The organism is Prosthecobacter fluviatilis, assembly GCF_055388355.1.
This window is the reverse complement of the sequence record NZ_AP043782.1, coordinates 1,040,095-1,059,687: the sequence shown is the minus strand read 5'-3', so window position 1 is coordinate 1,059,687 and position 19,593 is coordinate 1,040,095. Positions and strand designations below refer to the sequence as shown.

20 protein-coding genes and 1 tRNA gene are annotated in these 19,593 nt (G+C 60.1%); 16 read left to right on the top strand and 5 right to left on the bottom strand.

Going from position 1 to position 19,593, the window contains the following annotated elements; all coding sequences use genetic code 11:
- The first annotated feature begins 7 nt into the window (after positions 1-7).
- From ACZ5WW_RS03895 to ACZ5WW_RS03860, 8 genes are all read left to right on the top strand, one after another.
- Positions 8-1,222, top strand: coding sequence for a bifunctional 3,4-dihydroxy-2-butanone-4-phosphate synthase/GTP cyclohydrolase II (locus ACZ5WW_RS03895; RefSeq protein ID WP_377167656.1), 1,215 nt, complete (start codon positions 8-10; stop codon positions 1,220-1,222).
- Positions 1,223-1,226: 4 nt separating this feature from the next.
- A complete protein-coding gene (ribH, locus tag ACZ5WW_RS03890) occupies positions 1,227-1,730 on the top strand; it encodes a 6,7-dimethyl-8-ribityllumazine synthase (RefSeq protein ID WP_377167659.1) in 504 nt (167 codons plus the stop codon).
- Between the two features lie 4 nt (positions 1,731-1,734).
- On the top strand, positions 1,735-2,175 hold the full coding sequence (gene nusB, locus ACZ5WW_RS03885; RefSeq protein WP_377167662.1) for a transcription antitermination factor NusB: 441 nt from the start codon (positions 1,735-1,737) through the stop codon (positions 2,173-2,175).
- Between the two features lie 9 nt (positions 2,176-2,184).
- Positions 2,185-3,030 (top strand): signal recognition particle-docking protein FtsY, encoded by an 846-nt coding sequence (gene ftsY / locus ACZ5WW_RS03880; RefSeq protein ID WP_377167665.1) that lies wholly within the window; start codon positions 2,185-2,187, stop codon positions 3,028-3,030.
- Positions 3,031-3,214: 184 nt separating this feature from the next.
- Entirely contained in the window at positions 3,215-4,657 is a 1,443-nt protein-coding gene (locus ACZ5WW_RS03875; protein ID WP_377167668.1) for a MotA/TolQ/ExbB proton channel family protein, read from the top strand.
- Between the two features lie 29 nt (positions 4,658-4,686).
- The gene (locus ACZ5WW_RS03870; RefSeq protein ID WP_377167671.1) at positions 4,687-5,616 is read left to right on the top strand and encodes a hypothetical protein; all 930 of its coding nucleotides are present in this window, start codon (positions 4,687-4,689) and stop codon (positions 5,614-5,616) included.
- Between the two features lie 6 nt (positions 5,617-5,622).
- Positions 5,623-7,164 carry a hypothetical protein gene (locus ACZ5WW_RS03865; RefSeq protein WP_377167674.1) on the top strand — a complete coding sequence of 514 codons (1,542 nt, stop codon included), beginning with the start codon at positions 5,623-5,625 and terminating at the stop codon, positions 7,162-7,164.
- A 121-nt stretch (positions 7,165-7,285) separates the two neighbouring features.
- The gene (locus tag ACZ5WW_RS03860) at positions 7,286-8,503 is read left to right on the top strand and encodes an aminotransferase class I/II-fold pyridoxal phosphate-dependent enzyme (protein WP_377167677.1); all 1,218 of its coding nucleotides are present in this window, start codon (positions 7,286-7,288) and stop codon (positions 8,501-8,503) included.
- A gap of 16 nt (positions 8,504-8,519) precedes the next feature.
- On the opposite strand, the gene ACZ5WW_RS03855 is transcribed toward ACZ5WW_RS03860, so the two are convergent.
- Entirely contained in the window at positions 8,520-9,386 is an 867-nt protein-coding gene (locus ACZ5WW_RS03855) for an SDR family oxidoreductase (protein WP_377167680.1), read from the bottom strand.
- A 115-nt stretch (positions 9,387-9,501) separates the two neighbouring features.
- Between ACZ5WW_RS03855 and ACZ5WW_RS03850 the strand changes: the two genes are divergently transcribed.
- The 6 genes from ACZ5WW_RS03850 to ACZ5WW_RS03825 all read left to right on the top strand — a co-directional run bounded on the left by ACZ5WW_RS03850 (position 9,502) and on the right by ACZ5WW_RS03825 (position 14,415).
- Positions 9,502-9,927, top strand: coding sequence for a hypothetical protein (locus ACZ5WW_RS03850; RefSeq protein WP_377167683.1), 426 nt, complete (start codon positions 9,502-9,504; stop codon positions 9,925-9,927).
- A gap of 79 nt (positions 9,928-10,006) precedes the next feature.
- Positions 10,007-11,248: a NupC/NupG family nucleoside CNT transporter gene (locus ACZ5WW_RS03845; RefSeq protein ID WP_377167686.1), complete on the top strand. Its 1,242-nt coding sequence runs from the start codon at positions 10,007-10,009 to the stop codon at positions 11,246-11,248.
- Positions 11,249-11,261: 13 nt separating this feature from the next.
- A complete protein-coding gene (locus ACZ5WW_RS03840) occupies positions 11,262-11,933 on the top strand; it encodes an ATP-binding cassette domain-containing protein (protein ID WP_377167689.1) in 672 nt (223 codons plus the stop codon).
- Positions 11,930-13,117 (top strand): FtsX-like permease family protein, encoded by a 1,188-nt coding sequence (locus ACZ5WW_RS03835; protein ID WP_377167692.1) that lies wholly within the window; start codon positions 11,930-11,932, stop codon positions 13,115-13,117. The genes ACZ5WW_RS03840 and ACZ5WW_RS03835 overlap by 4 nt, the downstream gene beginning before the upstream one ends.
- A 39-nt stretch (positions 13,118-13,156) precedes the next feature.
- Positions 13,157-14,227, top strand: a complete 1,071-nt coding sequence (locus tag ACZ5WW_RS03830) for a class I SAM-dependent methyltransferase (RefSeq protein WP_377167695.1) — start codon at positions 13,157-13,159, stop codon at positions 14,225-14,227.
- 102 nt (positions 14,228-14,329) lie between these two features.
- Positions 14,330-14,415, top strand: a tRNA-Tyr gene (locus ACZ5WW_RS03825).
- Positions 14,416-15,098: 683 nt separating this feature from the next.
- Here the strand turns inward: ACZ5WW_RS03825 and ACZ5WW_RS03820 are convergent.
- From ACZ5WW_RS03820 to ACZ5WW_RS03805, 4 genes are read right to left on the bottom strand one after another with little or no spacing between them, the layout of a single operon-like run.
- Positions 15,099-15,290 carry a hypothetical protein gene (locus ACZ5WW_RS03820; protein ID WP_377167698.1) on the bottom strand — a complete coding sequence of 64 codons (192 nt, stop codon included), beginning with the start codon at positions 15,288-15,290 and terminating at the stop codon, positions 15,099-15,101.
- Complete coding sequence (locus ACZ5WW_RS03815; protein WP_377167701.1) at positions 15,287-16,162, bottom strand: ImmA/IrrE family metallo-endopeptidase; 876 nt, start codon at positions 16,160-16,162, stop codon at positions 15,287-15,289. The genes ACZ5WW_RS03820 and ACZ5WW_RS03815 overlap by 4 nt, the downstream gene beginning before the upstream one ends.
- Positions 16,159-16,602 (bottom strand): hypothetical protein, encoded by a 444-nt coding sequence (locus tag ACZ5WW_RS03810; protein WP_377167704.1) that lies wholly within the window; start codon positions 16,600-16,602, stop codon positions 16,159-16,161. Before ACZ5WW_RS03810 ends, ACZ5WW_RS03815 begins: the two co-directional genes overlap by 4 nt.
- Positions 16,603-16,609: 7 nt before the next feature.
- Positions 16,610-17,542 carry a metallophosphoesterase gene (locus ACZ5WW_RS03805; protein WP_377167707.1) on the bottom strand — a complete coding sequence of 311 codons (933 nt, stop codon included), beginning with the start codon at positions 17,540-17,542 and terminating at the stop codon, positions 16,610-16,612.
- A 76-nt stretch (positions 17,543-17,618) separates the two neighbouring features.
- Between ACZ5WW_RS03805 and ACZ5WW_RS03800 the strand changes: the two genes are divergently transcribed.
- On the top strand, positions 17,619-18,548 hold the full coding sequence (locus ACZ5WW_RS03800) for a LysR family transcriptional regulator (RefSeq protein ID WP_377167710.1): 930 nt from the start codon (positions 17,619-17,621) through the stop codon (positions 18,546-18,548).
- A gap of 119 nt (positions 18,549-18,667) precedes the next feature.
- Positions 18,668-19,399, top strand: coding sequence for a metallophosphoesterase family protein (locus ACZ5WW_RS03795; protein WP_377167713.1), 732 nt, complete (start codon positions 18,668-18,670; stop codon positions 19,397-19,399).
- The last annotated feature ends 194 nt before the right edge of the window (positions 19,400-19,593 follow it).

The window sequence follows — 19,593 nt, the reverse complement described above, 5'->3', positions numbered from 1 at the left end:
CTCTCTCATGCCCCGCAAAAAGGAATCCGCTTTCGACTCCGTGGAGTCTGTCCTCGCAGACATTCGCGCTGGACGCATGGTCATAGTCACAGACGACGAAGATCGTGAAAACGAGGGGGATCTGATCTGCGCGGCGGAGAAGATCACCCCTGAAATGGTCAACTTCATGGTCAGGCAGGGGGGCGGCATGCTGTGTGTGCCCGTCTCTCTTGAAATCGCCGAACGGCTGAACCTGCCCAGCATGGTGCCTGAGAACCGCGAGGCCTTCCGCACGGACTTCACCGTGACGGTGGATGCCGCCCAGGGCATCACCACAGGCATCAGCGCCGCAGACCGCTGCCGCACCATACGCCTTCTCGCGGATGCCGGCAGCAAGCCTGAAGACCTGGTGCAGCCCGGCCACATCAATCCCCTGGTGGCCAAGCCGGGTGGCGTGCTGCGCCGTGCCGGCCATACTGAGGCCGCTGTGGATCTGGCCCGCCTTGCCGGACTGCGCGAAGCTGGCGTGCTCATCGAGATCATGAATTCAGATGGCACGATGGCCCGGCTGCCCCATCTGAAGAAATTTGCGAAAAAGCATGGCCTGAAGATGTGCAGCATCGCAGACCTCATCGCCCACCGCCGGCTGAGCGAAAAGCTGGTGGAAAAGATCGAGGTCGTGGACATGCCGACGGACTTCGGGGTCTTCAAGCTACACCTCTACAAAAGCAGCCTTGATGGCGTGCACCACGTGGCGCTTGTCATGGGGGACATCACGCCGGATGAACCGGTGCTCGTGCGGGTGCACAGCGAGTGCCTCACGGGCGATGTGTTTGCCTCACGCCGCTGCGACTGCGGCAGCCAGCTCCACGCCGCCATGAAGCAGATCTCCACCAAAGGGAAGGGGATCATCATCTACATGCGCGGCCATGAAGGGCGCGGCATCGGTCTCCACGGCAAGATCATGGCCTACAAGCTCCAGGAGCAGGGCTTTGACACGGTGGAGGCCAATTTGAAGCTCGGCTTCCCCATGGACCTTCGGGACTACGGCATTGGTGCCCAGATCATCTCCGACCTAGGCGTGCGCAAGATCCTGCTCATGACCAACAACCCGCGCAAAGTCGTGGGGCTCGAAGGTCACAAGCTCGAAATCGTCGAGCAAGTCCCCGTCAAATCCACCCCCAAGCCCGAGAACGCCCGCTACCTCGAGACAAAGAAAAAGAAGATGGGCCACAAACTTTAGCCACATGTCCAACTACGCCTCCAGCCGTCCGCGTCCTACCCAGGACCCGATCAACATCGCGATCGTCGCCTCACTCTACAACAACCAGTATGTCCAGGGCCTGCTCGATGCCGCCCGTGAGGAGATCGAGGTCATCGCTCCAAACGCCTCCGTGGATGTCTATCGCGTGCCAGGTGCCTTTGAGATTCCTGTTTGCGTGGAGCATGTGCTGCGCGGCAGCTCTCCGGATGCTGTGATCACGCTGGGGGTCATCATCCGTGGCAGCACCGAGCATGCAGACCTGGTAGGGGCCTCCGTTACGGACGCCCTGCAGCAGATGGCCGTGCGGCACTGCATCCCTGTCATTCACGAAGTGCTGCTCGTCAGCAGCGAGGAGCAGGCTGAGGAGCGCTGCCTTGGCGCCACCATCAATCGTGGTACGGAGGCCGCACAGACCTGCGTCAAAATGATCAACCTGTTTGGCAAGATGAAGGCCTCCTTTGCCGGCGAACCCCTTGACCACGCCTGATACCATGGGAAGACGTCGCGAAGGCCGAGAGGCCGCCATTCAGTTTCTTTTTGCCCGTGATCTCCAGGGGGAGTCCAAGCCCGGTGAGCCAGAGGATTTCTGGTCGCTGCACAGCGCGAAGACCTCCACCCGTGCCTTTGCAGAAAGTCTTATTCAGGGAGTGCTGAAAAACCAGGCGCAGATCGACGCTGGCATCACCAAGCTGCTGGAAAACTTCAGCTTTGAGCGGCTTGCCGCGGTGGACCGCAATGTGCTGCGCGTGGCCTCCTACGAGCTGCTCTACTGTCCGGAGGTGCCAACCCCCGTGATTTTAAACGAGGCCATCGACATCGCCAAAGCTCTCAGCGCCGGAGAGTCCGGCTCCTTCGTCAACGGAGTGCTCGACAAGCTGGCAAAGTCTCTGCGCAAACCGGAGGCCTCATCTCCCGCCCCCCAAGCTTCCTAGTTTTTTCCGATGGCCGGCTTTTTCAAATCCCTCATCCAGCGTTTCACCAAGCCCGACATCGACTGGGATGAGCTGGAGGCATCCCTTATCTCCGGAGACCTGGGCCCGCGCCTGGCGCTGCAGATCGTTGCAGACCTCAAGTCCCGCCAGCGCACGCTGCACGGGGCCGACATCGTGCAGGTGGCGCGTGAGCATGTGCGCAAGATCCTGCCCGAGTCGGTTCCTGCGCTGGAGCCCATCCCCGGCAGGCCCAAGGTGCTGCTGATCGTGGGTGTGAACGGCACAGGCAAGACCACCAGCACCGCAAAGCTGGCGCACCTGCTGCACCGTCGCGGGCACAAGGTGGTGCTGGCGGCGGCAGACACCTTTCGTGCGGCTGCCGTGGAGCAGCTCACCGTCTGGTCTGAGCGCCTGCAGATTCCGCTCGTGAAAGGTCCGCCCAATGGAGACCCGGCCTCGGTGTGTTTTGACGGCTATGAAAAGGCGCTCAAGACCGGTGCTGACTTCCTCATCTGCGACACGGCCGGACGCCTGCACACCAAGCACAACCTCATGGAGGAACTGAAGAAAATTCATCGCATCCTCGGTCGCAAGGACGAGGAGTCGCCGCATGAGGTTCTGCTGGTGTGTGATGCGACCACCGGCTCCAATGCGCTGCAGCAGGCGCGTGAATTCAATAAGGCGATTCCTCTGACCGGTGTCATTGTCACCAAGCTCGATGGTAGCGGCAAAGGCGGTGTGCTTGTGGCGATCCAGCAGGAGCTGTCCGTGCCCACACGGTTCATCGGCCTCGGGGAGAGCGTGGACGACTTCCAGGTGTTTGACTCGAAGCGCTTCGTTGACGAGCTGCTCTGAGCATTCGCAGGGTGGTCAAATTTAGTACCTTTGGCTGGTACTTTGGTATCTTTGTGGCTCTTGTGAGTTTCATCCCAAGAATTATGTTGTCGGGAGAGTATGATCTTAGCTAAGTAGCCGAGATCTTTTTCACACACACACCTGGAGGAAACCACCTGTGACGTTCAAATGCCCCACATGCGACATGCAACTCAAAGCCGAGCCCGAAATGGCCGGAAAAATCGTCCGCTGTCCTGGCTGCAATACCAAGCTGAGCATTCCTGCCCTTGCCCCTTCTTCGCTTCCATCACCTTCGGGCCTGCCGTCACCTTCTGGGCTGCCCTCGCCCAGTGGCGTCACCCCTCCGGTCTCCTCTTCCTCCGCTCCTGCTGAAAACGACGCCTTTGGCGCCGAATACGAACACGGCTCCTCCGCGCCAGACCAGGTGCCCGCCACAGGCACTGCCGAACGCGGCGAGCGCGGTGGTTGGGAGGAGATTGACCCCACCAACCCCAACAGCTTCCTGAGTTTCGGGATCGGTTTCGTGCTCTTCCTCACATGGGTGGGCATTCTGTATCCGTTCAAAGCTCCGGAAAGCGTCCCGCACGCGGAGTACACCACGATGCAATTCGTGGCCTCGCTGTTCTTCAAGCACATGCTCGTGAGCTTCATGAACACGCTGTTCTTCACGTGGTCCATGTCGATCCTGTATCTGAAGATGCAGAAGCTCAACCACCAGCGCAAGGCGTTGCTGCTCGACGTGCTGCCCTGGGAGCTGGGGGCCGAAATCAACCGCGACAACGTGGGCCAGTTCATCGACCACGTTTACAAGCTGCCTCATCGTCTGCGTGACAGCATGATGGTCAACCGCATCCGCAAGGCCTTGGAGCTCTTCGAAGTGAAGCAAAATGTGGGAGACGTGACGAACATGCTCTCCAGCCAGTCCGATATCGACAGCATGCGCATCGGCGGCAGTTACTCTCTGCTGAAGGCGTTCCTCTGGGCCATCCCGATTCTCGGGTTCATCGGCACCGTTATCGGTCTGTCACACGCCATTGGCGGCATGAACTTCGGCAACATGACCGACCTCAAGCAGGTGACTGCCACGCTGGGAGCCGTGACCGGCGGTCTGGGCACCGCGTTCGACGCCACCCTGCTCGGCCTCGTGCTGGCCATGACCCTCAACTTCCCGCTCAACGGCATGATGAAGGCGGAGGATGACTGCCTCAATGACATCGACGCCTTCTGCAATGAAGTGCTTCTGCCACGCCTCAATGACGGCGGTAGCATCGCCGGTGGAGACACTGCTGGCGTGATGGACACGCTCGTCAAAGCCGTGGCCAATGCCCAGAAAGATTTCCTCGTGGATCTCAATGCCCTCTCCAAGCAGATCAAGGAGCAGGCCGACAACCTCGACAAACGCGCCGCCGCGCATCAGCAGCGGGTGGACGCCGAATTTGCCATGACGCTTAACCGCATGCGGGAGGACATGACCAACGCCGTGAAGGACAGCGTCAAGACCACCACCGACTACACGCGTGCGCTGGCCAGCGGCATCCAGTCATTGAACACCCTGCTCACCGAACTCGGCGGCAAGCAGATCATGATTCATCAGGTGAAGAAAAAAGGCTGGTTCAGCAGCAAATAGCCGCATCAACCTCCGCCCACCTATAGATCATGGCAAAGCGCCGACATGCCGCCAAAGACGAGATCCTCCTGGTCCCGTTCTTGGACATTCTGTGCTCACTCATCGGGGTGCTGATTCTCATCATCGTGGTGCTCTGCGTCTCGCAGACCCAGCAGACCGAGGGGCGCACACCGGAGGAGGTGCAGATGGCGCAGGACGCCAAGCGCTTGCGCCAGGAGATCGTGGAGCGCAAAGCCCTGGACGTGGTCCTCAAGGAAAAGCTGGCCTCGCTGGAGGAGTTGAAAAAGCAGACCGAAGAAAAAGAGCAGCGCTTCATCAAGCTGCGAAAGCTCATCAACACCTCCAAGGATCTCCAGCAGGAGAACCTCAAAATCAGCCAGAAGATGCAGAAGGAGCTGGATGACCTCATGCTCGAAATCGAAGGCATGAAGCAGCAGCAGGCCGAGAGCAAAAAAGAGATCGCCACCCTCATGGCCGAGCTCAAGAAGCGCGAAGTGCCGCCGGACAAGAAAGTCCCCCCGGTCATCGTGCAGCCCTCCGGCAGCGGCATGGATCCGGACACGAAAGTCTATTTCGTAGAGGCCGCAGGTGGCGCCTTGAAGATTCTCGGTGCCTGGGGGGAGGACTATCGCCTCAGCGCCACAGCCTCGGTCGTCGTCGCAGACGTCGCCTACAATCACTTCCTCACGGAGATCGCCAAGAACCCCAAGTCGTTGCTGCTCTTTCTCATCCGTGATGACGGGCAGGGCGCCTTCAACAACGGGGCTGGCCGTGCCGAAAACGACTACAAAGTCCGCATCGGCAAGCTTCCCATTCCTGGCAAAGGCATGCTCGATCTCGCCTTGTTCTCCAAATTTCGCGGCACCATCCCGCCGCCCCCCGCCGCCACACCCGCGCCGCCTGCCCCCCCGGCGCCGGCACCTCCCGCTGGAACTCCCCCACCCAAGAAAGCCGCCTGACGCGCCATGGCAAAACGCAAACCCCACGAAGAGCAGGAACTGCCGTTCGTCGCCTTGATGGACACGATGACCAACGTCGTCGGTGTGCTCATCATCGTCCTCGTCATGGTCGGCCTCAGCGTGGCCAGTGCGGTGAAAAAGGTGCTTTCGGACCTGCCGCCCGTCACCAAGGAAGAGCTCCAGAAAATTCAGGAAGATGTGAAGAAGCTTCCGGAAAAAATCGACCCGCAGAAAGTCGAGGAGCAGAAAAAACAGGCGGAGGCCGAACTCAAGCGCGTCCAAGAAGAACTCAAGACCGTCGATACTGCAGACGTGCAGTCGAAGATGAAGTTCATGGACCTCGAAGCCTTTCAGAAGCAGCTTGATGAGCGCAAAAAGGAGCGCGAGCTGAACAAGGCGGCCACGGATAAAATGCTCACCGAAGTGGAGCGCCTCAAGGCGCTGCTCGATCAGACCCCCGTCTTCACCCCGCCACCTCCCTCCTACGTACGTCTGCCCAATCCGCGCCCTTATCCCGAGAAACCCAATGAGACGCGCATTCTCGTCGCCAAGCAGGGCGTCCTCTCCTTCAACCAGGCCAAATTCCTCGGCCCCATCCTCGAAGGCATGGACAAGGTGAAGTCACAGCTTGAATTCCAAAAGGTGGAGTACGCGCCATTTGCCAAGCTGCTTGAAGGCATCCTAGGCAGCCCCGCCAATGCCCAGAAAGCATGGCCTGAAATCGCCCCGTTGGTGGACCGGGTTCAGCTCGAATACGTCGCCCTGGCCTACAAGGCTTTGGTGACCGGCGGCATCCCTGCCACCAAATCATTTCTCACAGACGTTGCGGACATCGCCGTGGCCACCCGCCAGACCATGCCCGTGGTGGCGGAGGCGATCGTCGCAGCAGGCAAAGGAGACGTGGCACCATGGGTCAAGCTCGATCCCGCCCGGCCTCCCGCTCCGCCGGTGATCAAGGCCAGCGTCGGCGGTGGCAAAATCAGCTTTGCCTGGGGCTCCTTTACCAAAGACGTCAAAGCCACCCCAAAAGACGTCGCCGGTTTCTTCCACGACCTCGCCAAGGTCAAAGGCATCGAAAACGCCAGCAAAGCTCGCACCATTTACGATGCCGCCCGCCTCCAAGCTATGCTTCAGCGTGCCGCCTCCAACCCGCTAATCGCTGGCTCGTATGGTTTTGAGCCCAAGATTCTGCCCACCCTGCCGTATGTGCAGCTCGCCCTCACTCCCAAGAGCGGCGGTGGCGAAACCATCGCATCCCTCAAGCAGCCCAACTCCGCCTTCATCCGCCTCATGCGCGACATCAAGGCAGACCCCAATGGCGTGGTCATCTTTCAGGTTATGCCAGACGCCTTTGAAGCCTACCTCGAAGCGCGCAAAGTCGCCGATGAAGTGGGCGTGCCTGCCACCTGGGAATTCCTCGCCAAACTCGACCTCGCCGTCAACATTTCCGGCTACGAGGTCCAGCGCCTCGCACCTGCTCCGCCCCCTCCGGGCAAAGGCGCTCCTGGCGCTGTGACCATCGCTCCGCCAAAACGCTCGCTGGACTGAATTGAAAATAGGCATTTTGCCCATAGATCTTTCGATCTCTTCTGGGGGTGGCTTATCATAATCTAAGGAGTTCTTGGACAGTGGGTTTTCTGGTGCCACTGTCGGTACTCATTAGCGCCCGATGTCCTCACTTTCTCCGACCAGCCCTCTCCCATTGTTCGAAAAGGTCCGCAAATTCCACGCCGCTGGCGATCTGCAGGGGGCACGTGCAGCCGGCATCTATCCTTACTTTCGGGAGATTTCCTCGGCTCAGGACACGGAGGTCATCATCAATGGCCAGCAGGTGCTCATGCTCGGCTCCAACAGCTACCTCGGCCTCACCAATGATCCGCGCATCAAGGAGGCCATCTGCCAGGCGGTGCAGAAATACGGGGCAGGCTGTGCCGGATCACGCTTCCTGAATGGCACGCTCGACATCCATGTGCAGCTGGAAGAGGAGCTGGCGCAGCTGATGAAAAAACCTGCGGTGCTGCTCTACAGCACAGGCTTCCAGGTCAATCTGGGCGTCATCAGCACCATCGTGGGGCGTGAAGACTGCATCCTGGCAGACCGCGCCAATCATGCCAGCCTCGGCGCTGGCTGCCAGATGTCGCCAGGAAAGACCTTTCTCTTCTCGCACAATGACATGACATCCCTGGCGCGTCGGCTGGCTCATCTTCCTCTTGAGGCTCCGAAGATCATCGTGGTGGACGGGGTCTTCAGCATGGAGGGGGACATCATCAAGCTGCCAGAACTCGTGGCTCTGGCAAAGCAGTACAATGCCGCCGTCATGGTGGACGACGCCCACAGCATCGGCGTGCTCGGGGAGCACGGCTCAGGCACCGCCTCCCATTTCGGCCTCGTCGATGACGTGCATCTCATCATGGGCACATTCAGCAAATCGCTCGCCAGTCTGGGCGGCTTCATTGCTGGAGATGCGGACACCATCGACTACCTCCGGCACCATTCACGCCCGCTCGTTTTCAGTGCCAGCATGAGCCCGGCCAATGTGGCCGCCGCACTTGCCGCGCTGCGCATCATGATCGCCGAGCCCGAGCGCATGGTTCAGCTCTGGGCAAATACCGGGCGCATGAAGCAGGGGCTGCTCTCAATGGGCTTTGTTCTCGGTGCCACCGAGACTCCCATCCTGCCAGTCTACGTCCGCGACACGCTCAAGACCTTCTTCTTCTGCAAGCGGCTTCAGGACGAAGGCGTCTTCGTCAATCCGGTGATCCCGCCCGGCGTGCCTCCCGGCGAGGAGCTGCTGCGCGTCAGCCTCATGGCCACCCACACCTTTGCACAGATCGACCGTGCGCTGGAGAAGTTTGAAAAGATCGGCAAAGAGCTGGGCATCATCTGATGCCACCGGACAGTTTTTAAATGCCCATGAATTTCCGGATCAGCCAGTCCCGCAGCCTGTCCGGAATGATGCGCACCAGCACGGAGCCCAGCACAGAGTCCAGCCCCACTGGGTAGCGGGTGCGCGGCCTGCGCGCCTCGAGCGCATGCGTCACCGCCCTGGCCACTCGCTCCGGCGGGATGGCCATGGACGGCACTTTCTCCACCATTTTGCGCAGCGCGCCGATGGGGGCTGCGTAGAGCTTTTCACATTCGGGAGGCATGCCATCAAACAGGCGTTCCGCGGCTTCGCGTGACTTGCTCCAGATCGGTGTCTTGATCGCCCCCGGCTCGATCAGCGCCACCTCGATTCCCCACGGGCGCAGCTCGATGCGCAGTGAATCGGCGATGGCCTCCAGCGCATGCTTGGTCGCGCCATAGCCCGCCAGGAAGGGCTCGCACATGAAGCCCGAATTTGACCCCGTAAGAACGATGCGGCCACGGCTCGCTCGGATCATCGGCAGCACCGCCTGTGTGACGGCGATCAGGCCCAGAACATTGACCTCAAACTGCTTTTCGAAAGCCTCCAGAGGCATGAACTCCAGCGGCCCCGCCAGCGCGATGCCTGCATTGTTGACGACTCCCTGAAGCCCCTCTGCACCACACTGCGCCGCGACCTCCTGCACCACGCTTTTGATCTGTTCTCGGTTCGTCACATCCAGGATGACGGGCACGATCTGGCCCTCGGCACCTTCCTGAAGAGCCCCACCGTCCTGCTCACGGCGCACGCCGGCAAACACCCGCCAGCCGCGTGCCGCCAGCATCCGTGTGCAGGCGGCGCCGATGCCCGTCGAAGCTCCGGTGATGAGGACATTGCGTGGCACGGTGGGGCTGGTGGGCGGCATGGCGTTCGGAAAGCTGGGAGCGGCCTGAGTATTCGATGAGGTGATCTTTTGTCGAGCACGTGTTCCGCCTTTGTTGGAGCATTGCCTCCTGCCGGAAACCCGCTACTCATCCTGCATGCGATCACTTTTCATCATCTGCCACACGCTCACGCTTCTGCTCCTTCTTCCGGCATGCAGCTTCAAGTATGGCCTGCCCACTCCGGGATACGGCTATCCGGGCGGGCTTTCAGTTCTGGCGCCCCGGCTCGGCAACAGCGGCAACTACACCTACTATCCGCGTTACGAAGCCTACTACCACCATGACTCCAAGCAGTTCTACTACCCCAGCGGTAAAAACTGGGTGGTGCAGCCCACCGTGCTGAACAACTCCGCCGAAGAAATCCGTGCCACGCCCGGGGTGCCGTTTCAGCTGGCGGAGCATCCGTCCAAATACCATGGTCAGATCAAGCAGGCCTTTCCCACCGACTGGACTCCCGGCAAAGGCCGTGTGGACGAGCCCTATGAGTTTGGCCGCAGCGGTTGGGATATTGACCAGCGGTAACTTTTGCAGGAGTGGCTCCGGCATGAAACCGGAGGCCCTCTGCCCAGCTTGGCTCTTCTAAATCGAAACTATAAACCGAATGTCCCGCCTCATCTGCCTTCTCGGTCTTTTGGTGTTTGTGGCACTGGCCTGGGTGCTCTCCACAGACAGGCGGCGCTTTCCCTGGCGGGTCGTCATCACCGGTTTGGCGCTGCAGATCGTACTGGGGGTGCTGATCCTGCGCACGCAGGCAGGGCATGGCGCGTTCTCGCTGCTTGAGAAAATGTTCCGCCGCCTGCTCGCGTTTGGAGACGAGGGCGTGGCTCTGGTGTTTGGCCCGCTGGGCACGCCGGAAAAGCTCAGCGCTGCCTTTGGGCCCGGTGGCGGTTTCATCCTGGCGCTCACGGTGACTGGCAGCATCATCCTCATCTCCGCGCTCTCCTCGCTGCTCTATCATCATGGCATTCTCCAGCGCGTGGTCCGTGCCGCCGCTTGGGTGATGCGCCGCCTCATGCGCACCAGCGGCAGCGAAACGCTGGCCGCTGCCGCAAACATCTTCATGGGACAGACGGAAGCGCCGCTGATCATCAAGCCCTACCTTGCGCGCATGACCCGCAGCGAACTGCTCTGCGTGATGGTCGGCGGCATGGCCACCATTGCAGGCGGCGTGCTTGCCGCCTATGTGTCCTTTGGCATCTCCGCCGGGCACCTGCTCACCGCCTCCGTCATCAGCGCGCCCGCAGCACTGATGATGTCGAAAATCCTGATCCCCGAAACCGAGGAGAGCGAGACCGCGCACGGCGCGCAGCAGCTCATTGAACGCGAAACCACCAACAGCATCGACGCGCTCTGCCATGGCGCGAGCGATGGCATGAAGCTGGCCCTCAATGTCATGGCCATGCTCATCGCCTTTGTCGCCGTGGTGGCGCTGTGCAACTACATGCTCTCGCTCGGCCTGCGTGTCTTTGGGCAAAACGTGCCGCAGCCCTTGCAGTTGGTGCTCGGCTGGCTTAATGCCCCCTGCGCCTGGCTGATGGGCGTTCCTTGGGCGGAGTGCGGCCAGGTAGGCGCGCTGCTGGGGGAGCGCGTCGTGCTCAATGAATTCCTCGCCTACCTGCACCTCAGCCAGCAGGGCGGGACGCTTTCGCCACGCAGTGCGGAGATCGCCACCTACGCACTCTGCGGTTTTGCGAATTTTGGCAGCGTCGCCATCCAGATCGGCGGCATCGGCGCGCTGGTGCCGCAGCGTCGTGCAGAACTCGCGCAGCTCGGCATCAAATCCATGATCGGCGGCCTGCTGGCCTGCTATTGCACCGCTTGTGTCGCGGGATTGCTGCTTTAAAGAGTAGGTCTGCATGTCCGCAACCACCGGCCTCCAAGTCTCCGACCTGCGCTTCGCCTATTCCGGCGGGGGCTTTCGTGTCCATGTGCCTCAGCTCGGGCTGGAAGGTGGTAAAACCCTGGCGCTGGCCGGACCCAGCGGGGCAGGGAAGTCCACGCTGCTGCGCCTGCTGACCGGACTGCTCACACCCACGGCAGGCACCGTCAGCCTGGGGACTGCCGATCTGCACGCCATGAGCCCCGAGGCCCGCCGTGCCTTCCGTCTGCGGCAGATCGGTCTCGTGTTTCAGGACTTCGCGCTGCTGGACTACCTCACCGTTGCTGAAAACATCCTGCTGCCGCATCAGTTCCGCAGAGCAGCAGGAGAGGAGGAACGTGCCAGGATGCTCGGCCTCACCCAGCGCCTGCACATCGACCGCTACCTGGACAAGCGCGTCTCGCAGCTCTCGCAGGGGGAGCGTCAGCGTGTGGCCGTGGCACGTGCGCTGGTCCATGAGCCGCAGTTTGTTTTCGCGGACGAGCCCACTGCATCGCTCGATCCCGTGCGCGGACGCATTGTTGTGGACATGCTGCTGGAGGATGCGCGCAGCCGCGGCGCCTGCCTCGTCATGGTCACGCATGATCCCAACCTTCTGCCTCTCTTTGATCAAACCCTGCGCATGGAGGAACTCGCCGCCACCGCATGAGCGCCGCTCTCCACCTCGCCGTACGCTACGTGCTGCGGCATCGCATTCAGAGTGCGCTGCTCGCTGGCGCGCTGGGCCTCGTCTTTGCTCTGCCGCTCTGCCTGCGCGTCCTCATCGAGCATGCGCAGCAGGAGCTTCGCGCCCGCGCCGCCGCCACGCCGCAGATCGTAGGCACGCGAGGCAGCGCGCTCGACCTCATGATGACCGCGCTCTACTTCAAGCGTGAAAATCTCCTGCCGCTGCCCTTTGGCGTGCTCACCCAGCTGCAGCACCACCACTCCGCCAGCGCGGCCACCACCGCCGCTGCCATCCCGCTGCATGTGCGCTATCAGGCGCAGGGCGCGCCCATTGTAGGCACTGAGCTGGAGTACTTCCCCTTTCGCGGACTGCACCTCGCCGCAGGCAGGCAGCTCAGCCGCCTGGGAGATTGTGTCGTCGGAGCCACGCTGGCAAAGCAGCGCGGCCTCCAGCCCGGTGGGCACATCTTTTCCTCGCCCGAGCAGGCCTTTGACATGGCAGGCGTGTATCCGCTGAAGATGCGCGTCACCGGCATTTTGGCCCCGAACGGCACGCCCGATGACGAGGCGCTCTTCGTCGACCTCAAAACCGCCTGGCTTATCGAGGGACGTTCCCACGGCCATGACGACCTGAAAAAAGACCAGTCCGTCATTCTGAAAAAAGAGGAGGACGGCAACATCGTCGGCAACGCCGCCGTGCGCATGTACAATGAAGTCACAGATGCAAACATCGCATCCTTCCACTTTCATGGCGATGTCTCCGCCTACCCCATCAGCGCGATCATTCTTCTGCCCAAAGATGCCAAGGCCGAGGCGCTGCTGGCAGGGCAGTACGCCCGCTCCAAGGAGCAGCAGCTCATCCGCCCGCGCGACGAAATGCAGGCGCTGCTCACCCAGCTCGTACGCCTGGAGGGCTTTGCCGCCAGCGCGTTGCTTCTCACCGCCACCGCCGCTCTGCTCGTCACTGCGCTCGTTTTTGCGCTCTCCTTCCGCCTGCGCCAGCGCGAATTTGCCACGCTGGAAGACGTCGGCGTCTCGCGCCGCTCGCTTCTAAGTGTCAAAGTCCTCGAAGTCCTCATCATCGGCCTCGCAGCAGTCCTTATCGGCCTCGTGCTGCTATCCTTCTCCTCCTACGCCGCACCCCATCTGCTCCGCTGGGCGCTTTGATGGCCCCGCACCTTTTCACTTTCACTTCTACACCGACGCATGTCCTACGCTATCGACGCCCTCATGTACGCCCTGGATGTCAATTCAGACATCAGCACCGAGGGGCGTGTGCTCTTTCTCCGCGCCCAGGAGCATCCCGCCCTGCAGCACTTTGAAGGCCGTCTCGTCTGCCAGCAGACCTGGAAGCCTCGCGCCAGCCTCCTCCAGGCCGCGGGGTACCGTGCCGAGCGCGAGATCAATGGCCTCTTCAATCTCGTCCTCGTCCTGCCAGATCCGCAGCGCGAGCTCATGCTCGCAGATCTCGCCCGCGCGCACGACCACCTCGCCCCTGGCGGTGTCCTCATGGCCGCCGTGCACAACGACGCTGGCAGCAAACGCTGCGAGCAGCACCTCCGGGAAGTCGCCCCCGGTCCCGTGGAGACCCTCTCCAAGCACCACTGCCGCGTCTTCTGGACCACCAAGGAGGACAGCAAGCCATGGAAGTCCGACCTCCTCGAGCGCTGGCGTCAGGGCGCCGTCATGCGCCGCATCTTGGACGGCCGTTTCTGGTCACGCCCAGGGCTCTTTAACTGGGACCGCATCGACGAGGGCTCGGCCCTCCTGGCACAGCATCTCCCTGACACCATCGCCGGAAACGTTGCCGACTTCGGCTGCGGCTGGGGCTTTCTCAGCGACCACCTCCTGCGCCACTGCCATGACATCGACAGCCTCGACATCTACGACGCCGACGGCGACTGCTTTGAATGCGCCCGCCGCAATCTCGGGCTCGTGCCCACCAAGGTCAAAGCCCAGCCGCACTGGCAGGACATCACCGCCGGCTTTGATCGCACGAAGTTTGACGCCGTCATCATGAACCCCCCGTTTCATGAAGGCAAAGAGGCCGATCCCCTCATCGGTCTCAAGTTCATCGCCGCCGCCGCGCAGGCCCTTCGTCCCCAGGGGCAGCTATGGCTCGTCGCCAACCGCCAGCTCCCGTACGAGAACCTGCTGGCAGAGACCTTTGCAGAGACGGAAAAGATCGTGGAAACCGGCGGCTTCAAAGTGCTGCATGCACGAAATCCCATCATCATCAGGCCCACCCACCAGCGCCGTGGCAAGCGCAGGCGTTGAGAGGTTGTCACCGCCCTTCCTACTTTCCATCTTTTAAAGGAACAAAGCGTTTGCAAAGCCCTGCACCTATACCATAATCGCGGCCCACTTCGAAAGGAGAATGGGTAGGTACCCGAGCGGTCAAAGGGGGCAGACTGTAAATCTGCTGGCTTACGCCTACGCTGGTTCGAATCCAGCCCTGCCCACCACCTTCATTCTGAGTGAGTTAAACCTCCCGAAAGGAGGTGATATTAGATAGGACAAAATTTCCGCTGTGCACTTGCTGTGCATTTTTTCGGTTCAAATTCGTTCCTCTCAATACCTGAGACGTCTCTGGGATCCTCAGCTTGCGGAATAGGCGCCCTAGCTTGAAAAAGCCTCGCCTATCGAGTTGATCAAATCATTCAATGTCGAGGCACCCTGCATATCGGCCAGCCTGCAGGCCTCGGCATACGAGTTTGGAAGGTAGTTGATGCAACGGATATCCTTTCTCCAACTGCCAATCACCGGTTTTGCAGCAGGATTATTGATCAGGCGGGGAGGGGGACTTTTGTCACATGGATGAGCTCGGACAGGGTGCTCAATGACCTCGTCAGTGATTTCACAGCAGCAATCACGGGCGAAGGCCCTGGCCGAAAAAGGAACGTACGGGGATCCGGTGATAAAAGGGTCGAGTCCTGACTCCAAGTAGGCATAGTTAAGATCCGCCGCAGTCATTCCGGGTACATGCAGAGCCAGAAGGGAGTTTCGCGTGATTCGCTGGCATTCTGCGACCGCCTCCTCAAGATTGGCCCTGCCGCAGGCATAGCGTCGGCCTCTAGAAGCTGACAAGGACGGGGCGTTGAGGTCAATATAGATCCGGTAAGGCCACGAAGGCGGCTTTGGTTTAGAATCAATCGGCATTGTCGGTTTTCATTTGGCAAATGAACCACGAAAGCGCGACACAGCCCATTTCATCTTGGATTTCTGCCCTGACGGCTGGATCGGTCTCGGCGTGCATGGCAGTTCTCAAAAGATCCATGACGACTAGCGTTTTTCGCGTGTCTTCATCGACCCAGTTCGGTGTATCTGCGGAAAAGCTCATGGTTTGGAGGGGGATTTTGACCGCTGTTTTCTTGCCCTGAGCCGCGCAGGCAGTTGTCCTTTAGCCATTTCTTCGATGGCTCCCGCACCTACCAGAATGGCATCTAGGCTGAACACTGGCAGCTTTGTCCCCTCTTGAAGGTAACCTGACAAGTAACAAGCGGAGGCGGGCATGACGCGAAAGCGCTGGCAGACAAGCCAGGCGACAGCCTCGGCTTCGAGTTCCATCGTTTGTAGGTCAAGATTTGCCGAGCGTTCGGGCCACCACCCATCCTGGCGCCGACCCAGATGCCCGCAGAACAAATGCCCAAGCTCGTGCGCGATTGTTGCGAACTGCTGGGTGCGGGAATGGGTGGCATTGATCCTGATTTCATACCCTGCTTGGGTGGGGCTGATAGCTCCTGCGAGATCGGGGTGAAGCAGGTGGTATTCGATGGCAATGCCTGCCCTGGTGCAAAGCCTGCACAGCCGGGCATATGCCAACTCAGACACTTCTCCTTGAACGTCAAAGCTGCTTTCCATGGCCGCAATGATTTCGAGGGGCAAGTCGCCGCCCTCGGTATCCGTGACATCAAAAACGAACATCACTGGGCGCATGGGGGCAAGAATGACCAAAGGTCGTGCTCCAGGCTTGAGTGTGCGCTTGAGTTTGTGCCATTTCTCGGGAGGAGCTACAAAGCGGGCGTTGGAATTTTGGATGTGCAGCAGCAGGCAGTTGAATGGCGAGTAGGCAGGGAGCTGGCTGGCAAAATCCAGCAACGCCCTCAGCCCCTTTGCCGTGTTATAATTCAGGGCGCTGCGGATGAGCTGGTCGATGGCGGCAACTTTGGAATCCTCATCGGGTGCGCCAAATGGAAGTTCCGTCTGGGTCATGGTTCACTTAGAAGTAGTGCATCAGCGGCCTCTGATGTGCGGTTGAAGGGCTCAAGAATATGGGGGGCCGATTCGACGACCAGCAGCCAACTGCCGAAAAACTGCGTGTCTGCCTCAGAGGCGGTCTGCAATGACTGAACCACCTCATTCATCTCCAGCATGGTTTCCCAGAGCCATTGTGTGATTCTCGCGACCCGCATTTTGATCTCCGCCGTTGGGGTGGAAGATTCTGACGCTTGAGACAGCTCAAATAATTCTGAGATGACATCGTGTTTGGTGGCAGTGAGGCGGTCACACAGCGTGCCCAATTGTTCTCTCATGCCCTCTGGCAGCGTGAGACTGGGCATCTCGGCCTGAATATAAGTGGCGTTGCCCAACATTTGCATGGCGCAACTTTGTGCAGCGTCGACGAAGATCTGAAGCTTGCCGTTTGTTGGCATGGTTGGCTTAGTTCAGATCCGAGATGGCAAATTTCTCCGCGTTGAGCGTCTTTTCCCCGTCCCAGCGATAAGCTACAAGAGGTCCATCGAGGCCGCCGCTGAAGTCCAGGCAGGCAATGTTGGGGGCCTGTGGGGCCTTGGGAGCGTTGGCGGGCAGCCAGTAGTGACCGAAGAACACGGGTGGCTCCTCTGGCTCGTAGTTGGGCAGGCGGTTTAGTACCCATGGATCCACTTTCATGGAGTCCGACATGCTGCCGGGTGGCATGACGAGGTCGCTCACTGTGAGCCCTTTTCGGATGTCCCACCACCGAGCACGGATGGTGTTGCGGAAGGTGCCATCTTTGTCGTGGAAGAGGTTTCCGTCTGTGGCGGGGATTTCCGGGCCTTTGAGCACGTTTTCGATAGCCCGGTGCTCAGGAGTCAGCGAGGTGGCGCTGGTGCGTAAAAAGGCTGGATCTGCAACGCTGTGGCCCATCAGTCGTTTGATCCGACGGGTATCCCAGCAGGCGTGGACGCAGCGCAGTGCGCCAAGGTCGAGAAACATGGGCAGGCGTTTCATCCATTCCAGCCAGTCCGCCCATTCGGTTTCGCGTCCCTCGAAGGCTCGCAGGGTGGCAGTCACCTGACGGTTCTTTTCCTCGCAGTGCTCGCGTAGCCATCCGCCTTTGCCGTCCGGGGTATGGTAGCAGACGGCATTGTATTCGTGGTTGCCCATGATGGCCAGGGCATCGCCGACTTCGACCATGCCCCGAACAGTCAACAGGACCTCTCTCACCTTCGGACCGCGGTCAATGTAGTCCCCCAGGAAGATGACTTTGCGCCCCTCGGGGTGGCGGAAACCGCTGCCGTAGGGCAGGTAGCCCAGCTTTCCCAGCAGGTTGGTGAGTTTGTCGTGTTGTCCGTGGATGTCTCCGATCAGGTCGTAGGGCTGTGTTTTCATTGCATCCCCACCATGACCTGAAAAATGCACATCGACTATGAGGTAAAATAGTGTACATATAACTTTAAAGTAAGTTATGAGTGACGCTCTTCCATCCCTGAATGGTCTCTCCCTGGACCGGCTCCGCAACTTTCTGGCCTTTGCCGAAAAAGGCTCCATCGCCAAGGCGGCTCCAGACAATCTTGCCCGGCAGGCGCTCATCAGCAGGCAGATCGGGGAGCTGGAGCAATACTTCTCCGCCGAACTTACGGTGAGGCGCGGGAAGTCACTGGCGCTTTCGGAGGCCGGGGAAAGTCTGGCGAATCTCGTCAGGTCGCAATTTAAAGATCTGGAGGATTTTCAAAAGAAACTGTGCGGTCGGCGCAGGACGTTCAGCATCGGAGCCGGCGCGAGCGTGCTGGAGTGGCTGGTGGTGCCCTGCGTTTCCAAGATTCGAAGCGTGCTTAAGGACTCCGCCCTGCGACTATCCTCACAACGCAGCCGAGAACTCGTGGAGAGTATCCGAGACGGGCAGCTCGATTTCGCCATCGTTCGCGATGACGCCATCTCCGAGGAGTTGAGGCTCAAGTCGAGTCTGCCACTGCGCAAGCGCGTGGCGTTTTCTCTTTGCGCCTCCCGCAAACTGCTAGGTGGAAAATCCATCGCAGCCCTCAGTGACCCTGCCATGTGGCGATCACTGCCATTCGCGGCGAATGGCGGTGGCGGCCAGTTGGACGCAACCTTTCGAGGTGCCATGACCGCCGCCGTGGGAGAGTTTCACCCCGTGGTCGAATGTGATTCGATGCTGCAGGTGCGAGAACTCATCGTGCAAGGCGTCTGCGCGGGGCTGCTGCCCTCCTTTGGAACTCATGGGCTGGATGGTCACGATGTCGTGATGCGCGAATTTGAGCCCATGAAGGACTTCGGGCGTTCCCTTGTCCTGCACTGGAACGACCGCCAGATGCGGCGGCGCGGAGTGGAGGAATTCACGATCAAGGAAATCGCCAAGGAGCTGGTGAGGTCCTGAACCAATGGATAGTCACTTCAGCCCGGTCCCGCTCCAGAGCTGCTTGATCCCGATGAGTGGATGGCCAAATGAGTTGAATTCCATGGGTTTCTGGAGCTCAATGTTGAGCTTTGATCCTCATGCATGAGCCCGTCGCCATCATCAGTGACATTCACGGAAACCTTCCGGCGCTGAAGGCCGTGATTGAGGACATTGAAAAGCAAGGCATCCGTGAGCGCGTGTGTCTGGGCGACATCGTCGGTTACGGGGCACAACCAGCCGAGTGCTTGGAACTGCTAATTGCGAGTGACTTCCAGGTCATTCTTAGAGGCAACCATGAAGTCTATGTGGCAGCGGACGAGGAGCTGCCAAATGTGAGCGCCGAGACAGCGGAGGTCATTCGGTGGACACGGGGCAGGTTCACGCTGGAACAACGGGCCTGGCTGGGGGCACTGCCTATGACCTGGCAGGGCAGGGACTGCGAAGCGGTTCATGCTTCGCTGCATCAGCCCGAGCAATGGAGCTATGTCCTGGAGCCTGCTGCAGCTGCTCGACATTTTGCCCATCAGTCCAAGCCGCTCTGTTTTATTGGCCATTCCCACCAGCCAAAAATGTTTGTGGAGGGCGAGGATAGGGCCTTGCACATCACCAGCTTGGAATCCGTGCGAGCTAACCGCAAACAAGTGGTCAATGTGGGCGCGGTGGGCCAGCCGCGCGACAAGGATGAGCGGGCCTGCTATGTGGTGTATCGCCGCGCCGAGCAGGACGTGTGGTGGCGAAGAATTCCGTACGACATCGCGGCGGCACAGAAGGCCATTTTGGATGCAGGGTTACCGGGGAAGTATGCCCATCGTCTGGCTGTGGGAAAATAGTTTTAAGTAGCAGAGGGAGCATGCGCTGGCCGACATCATTTCTGCTGAGTTCTCCATATTGATCCAGGTGGGAGCTTGCGTCGGTCTGCTGTCATGATACGGCACTCAGGGGCTGGGAGTGCACGGTATCGTGCAGTGCGAATTCGCCCCCATGGATAACTTTGGGCGCTCGGTCGTCCTGCACAGGAACTCCC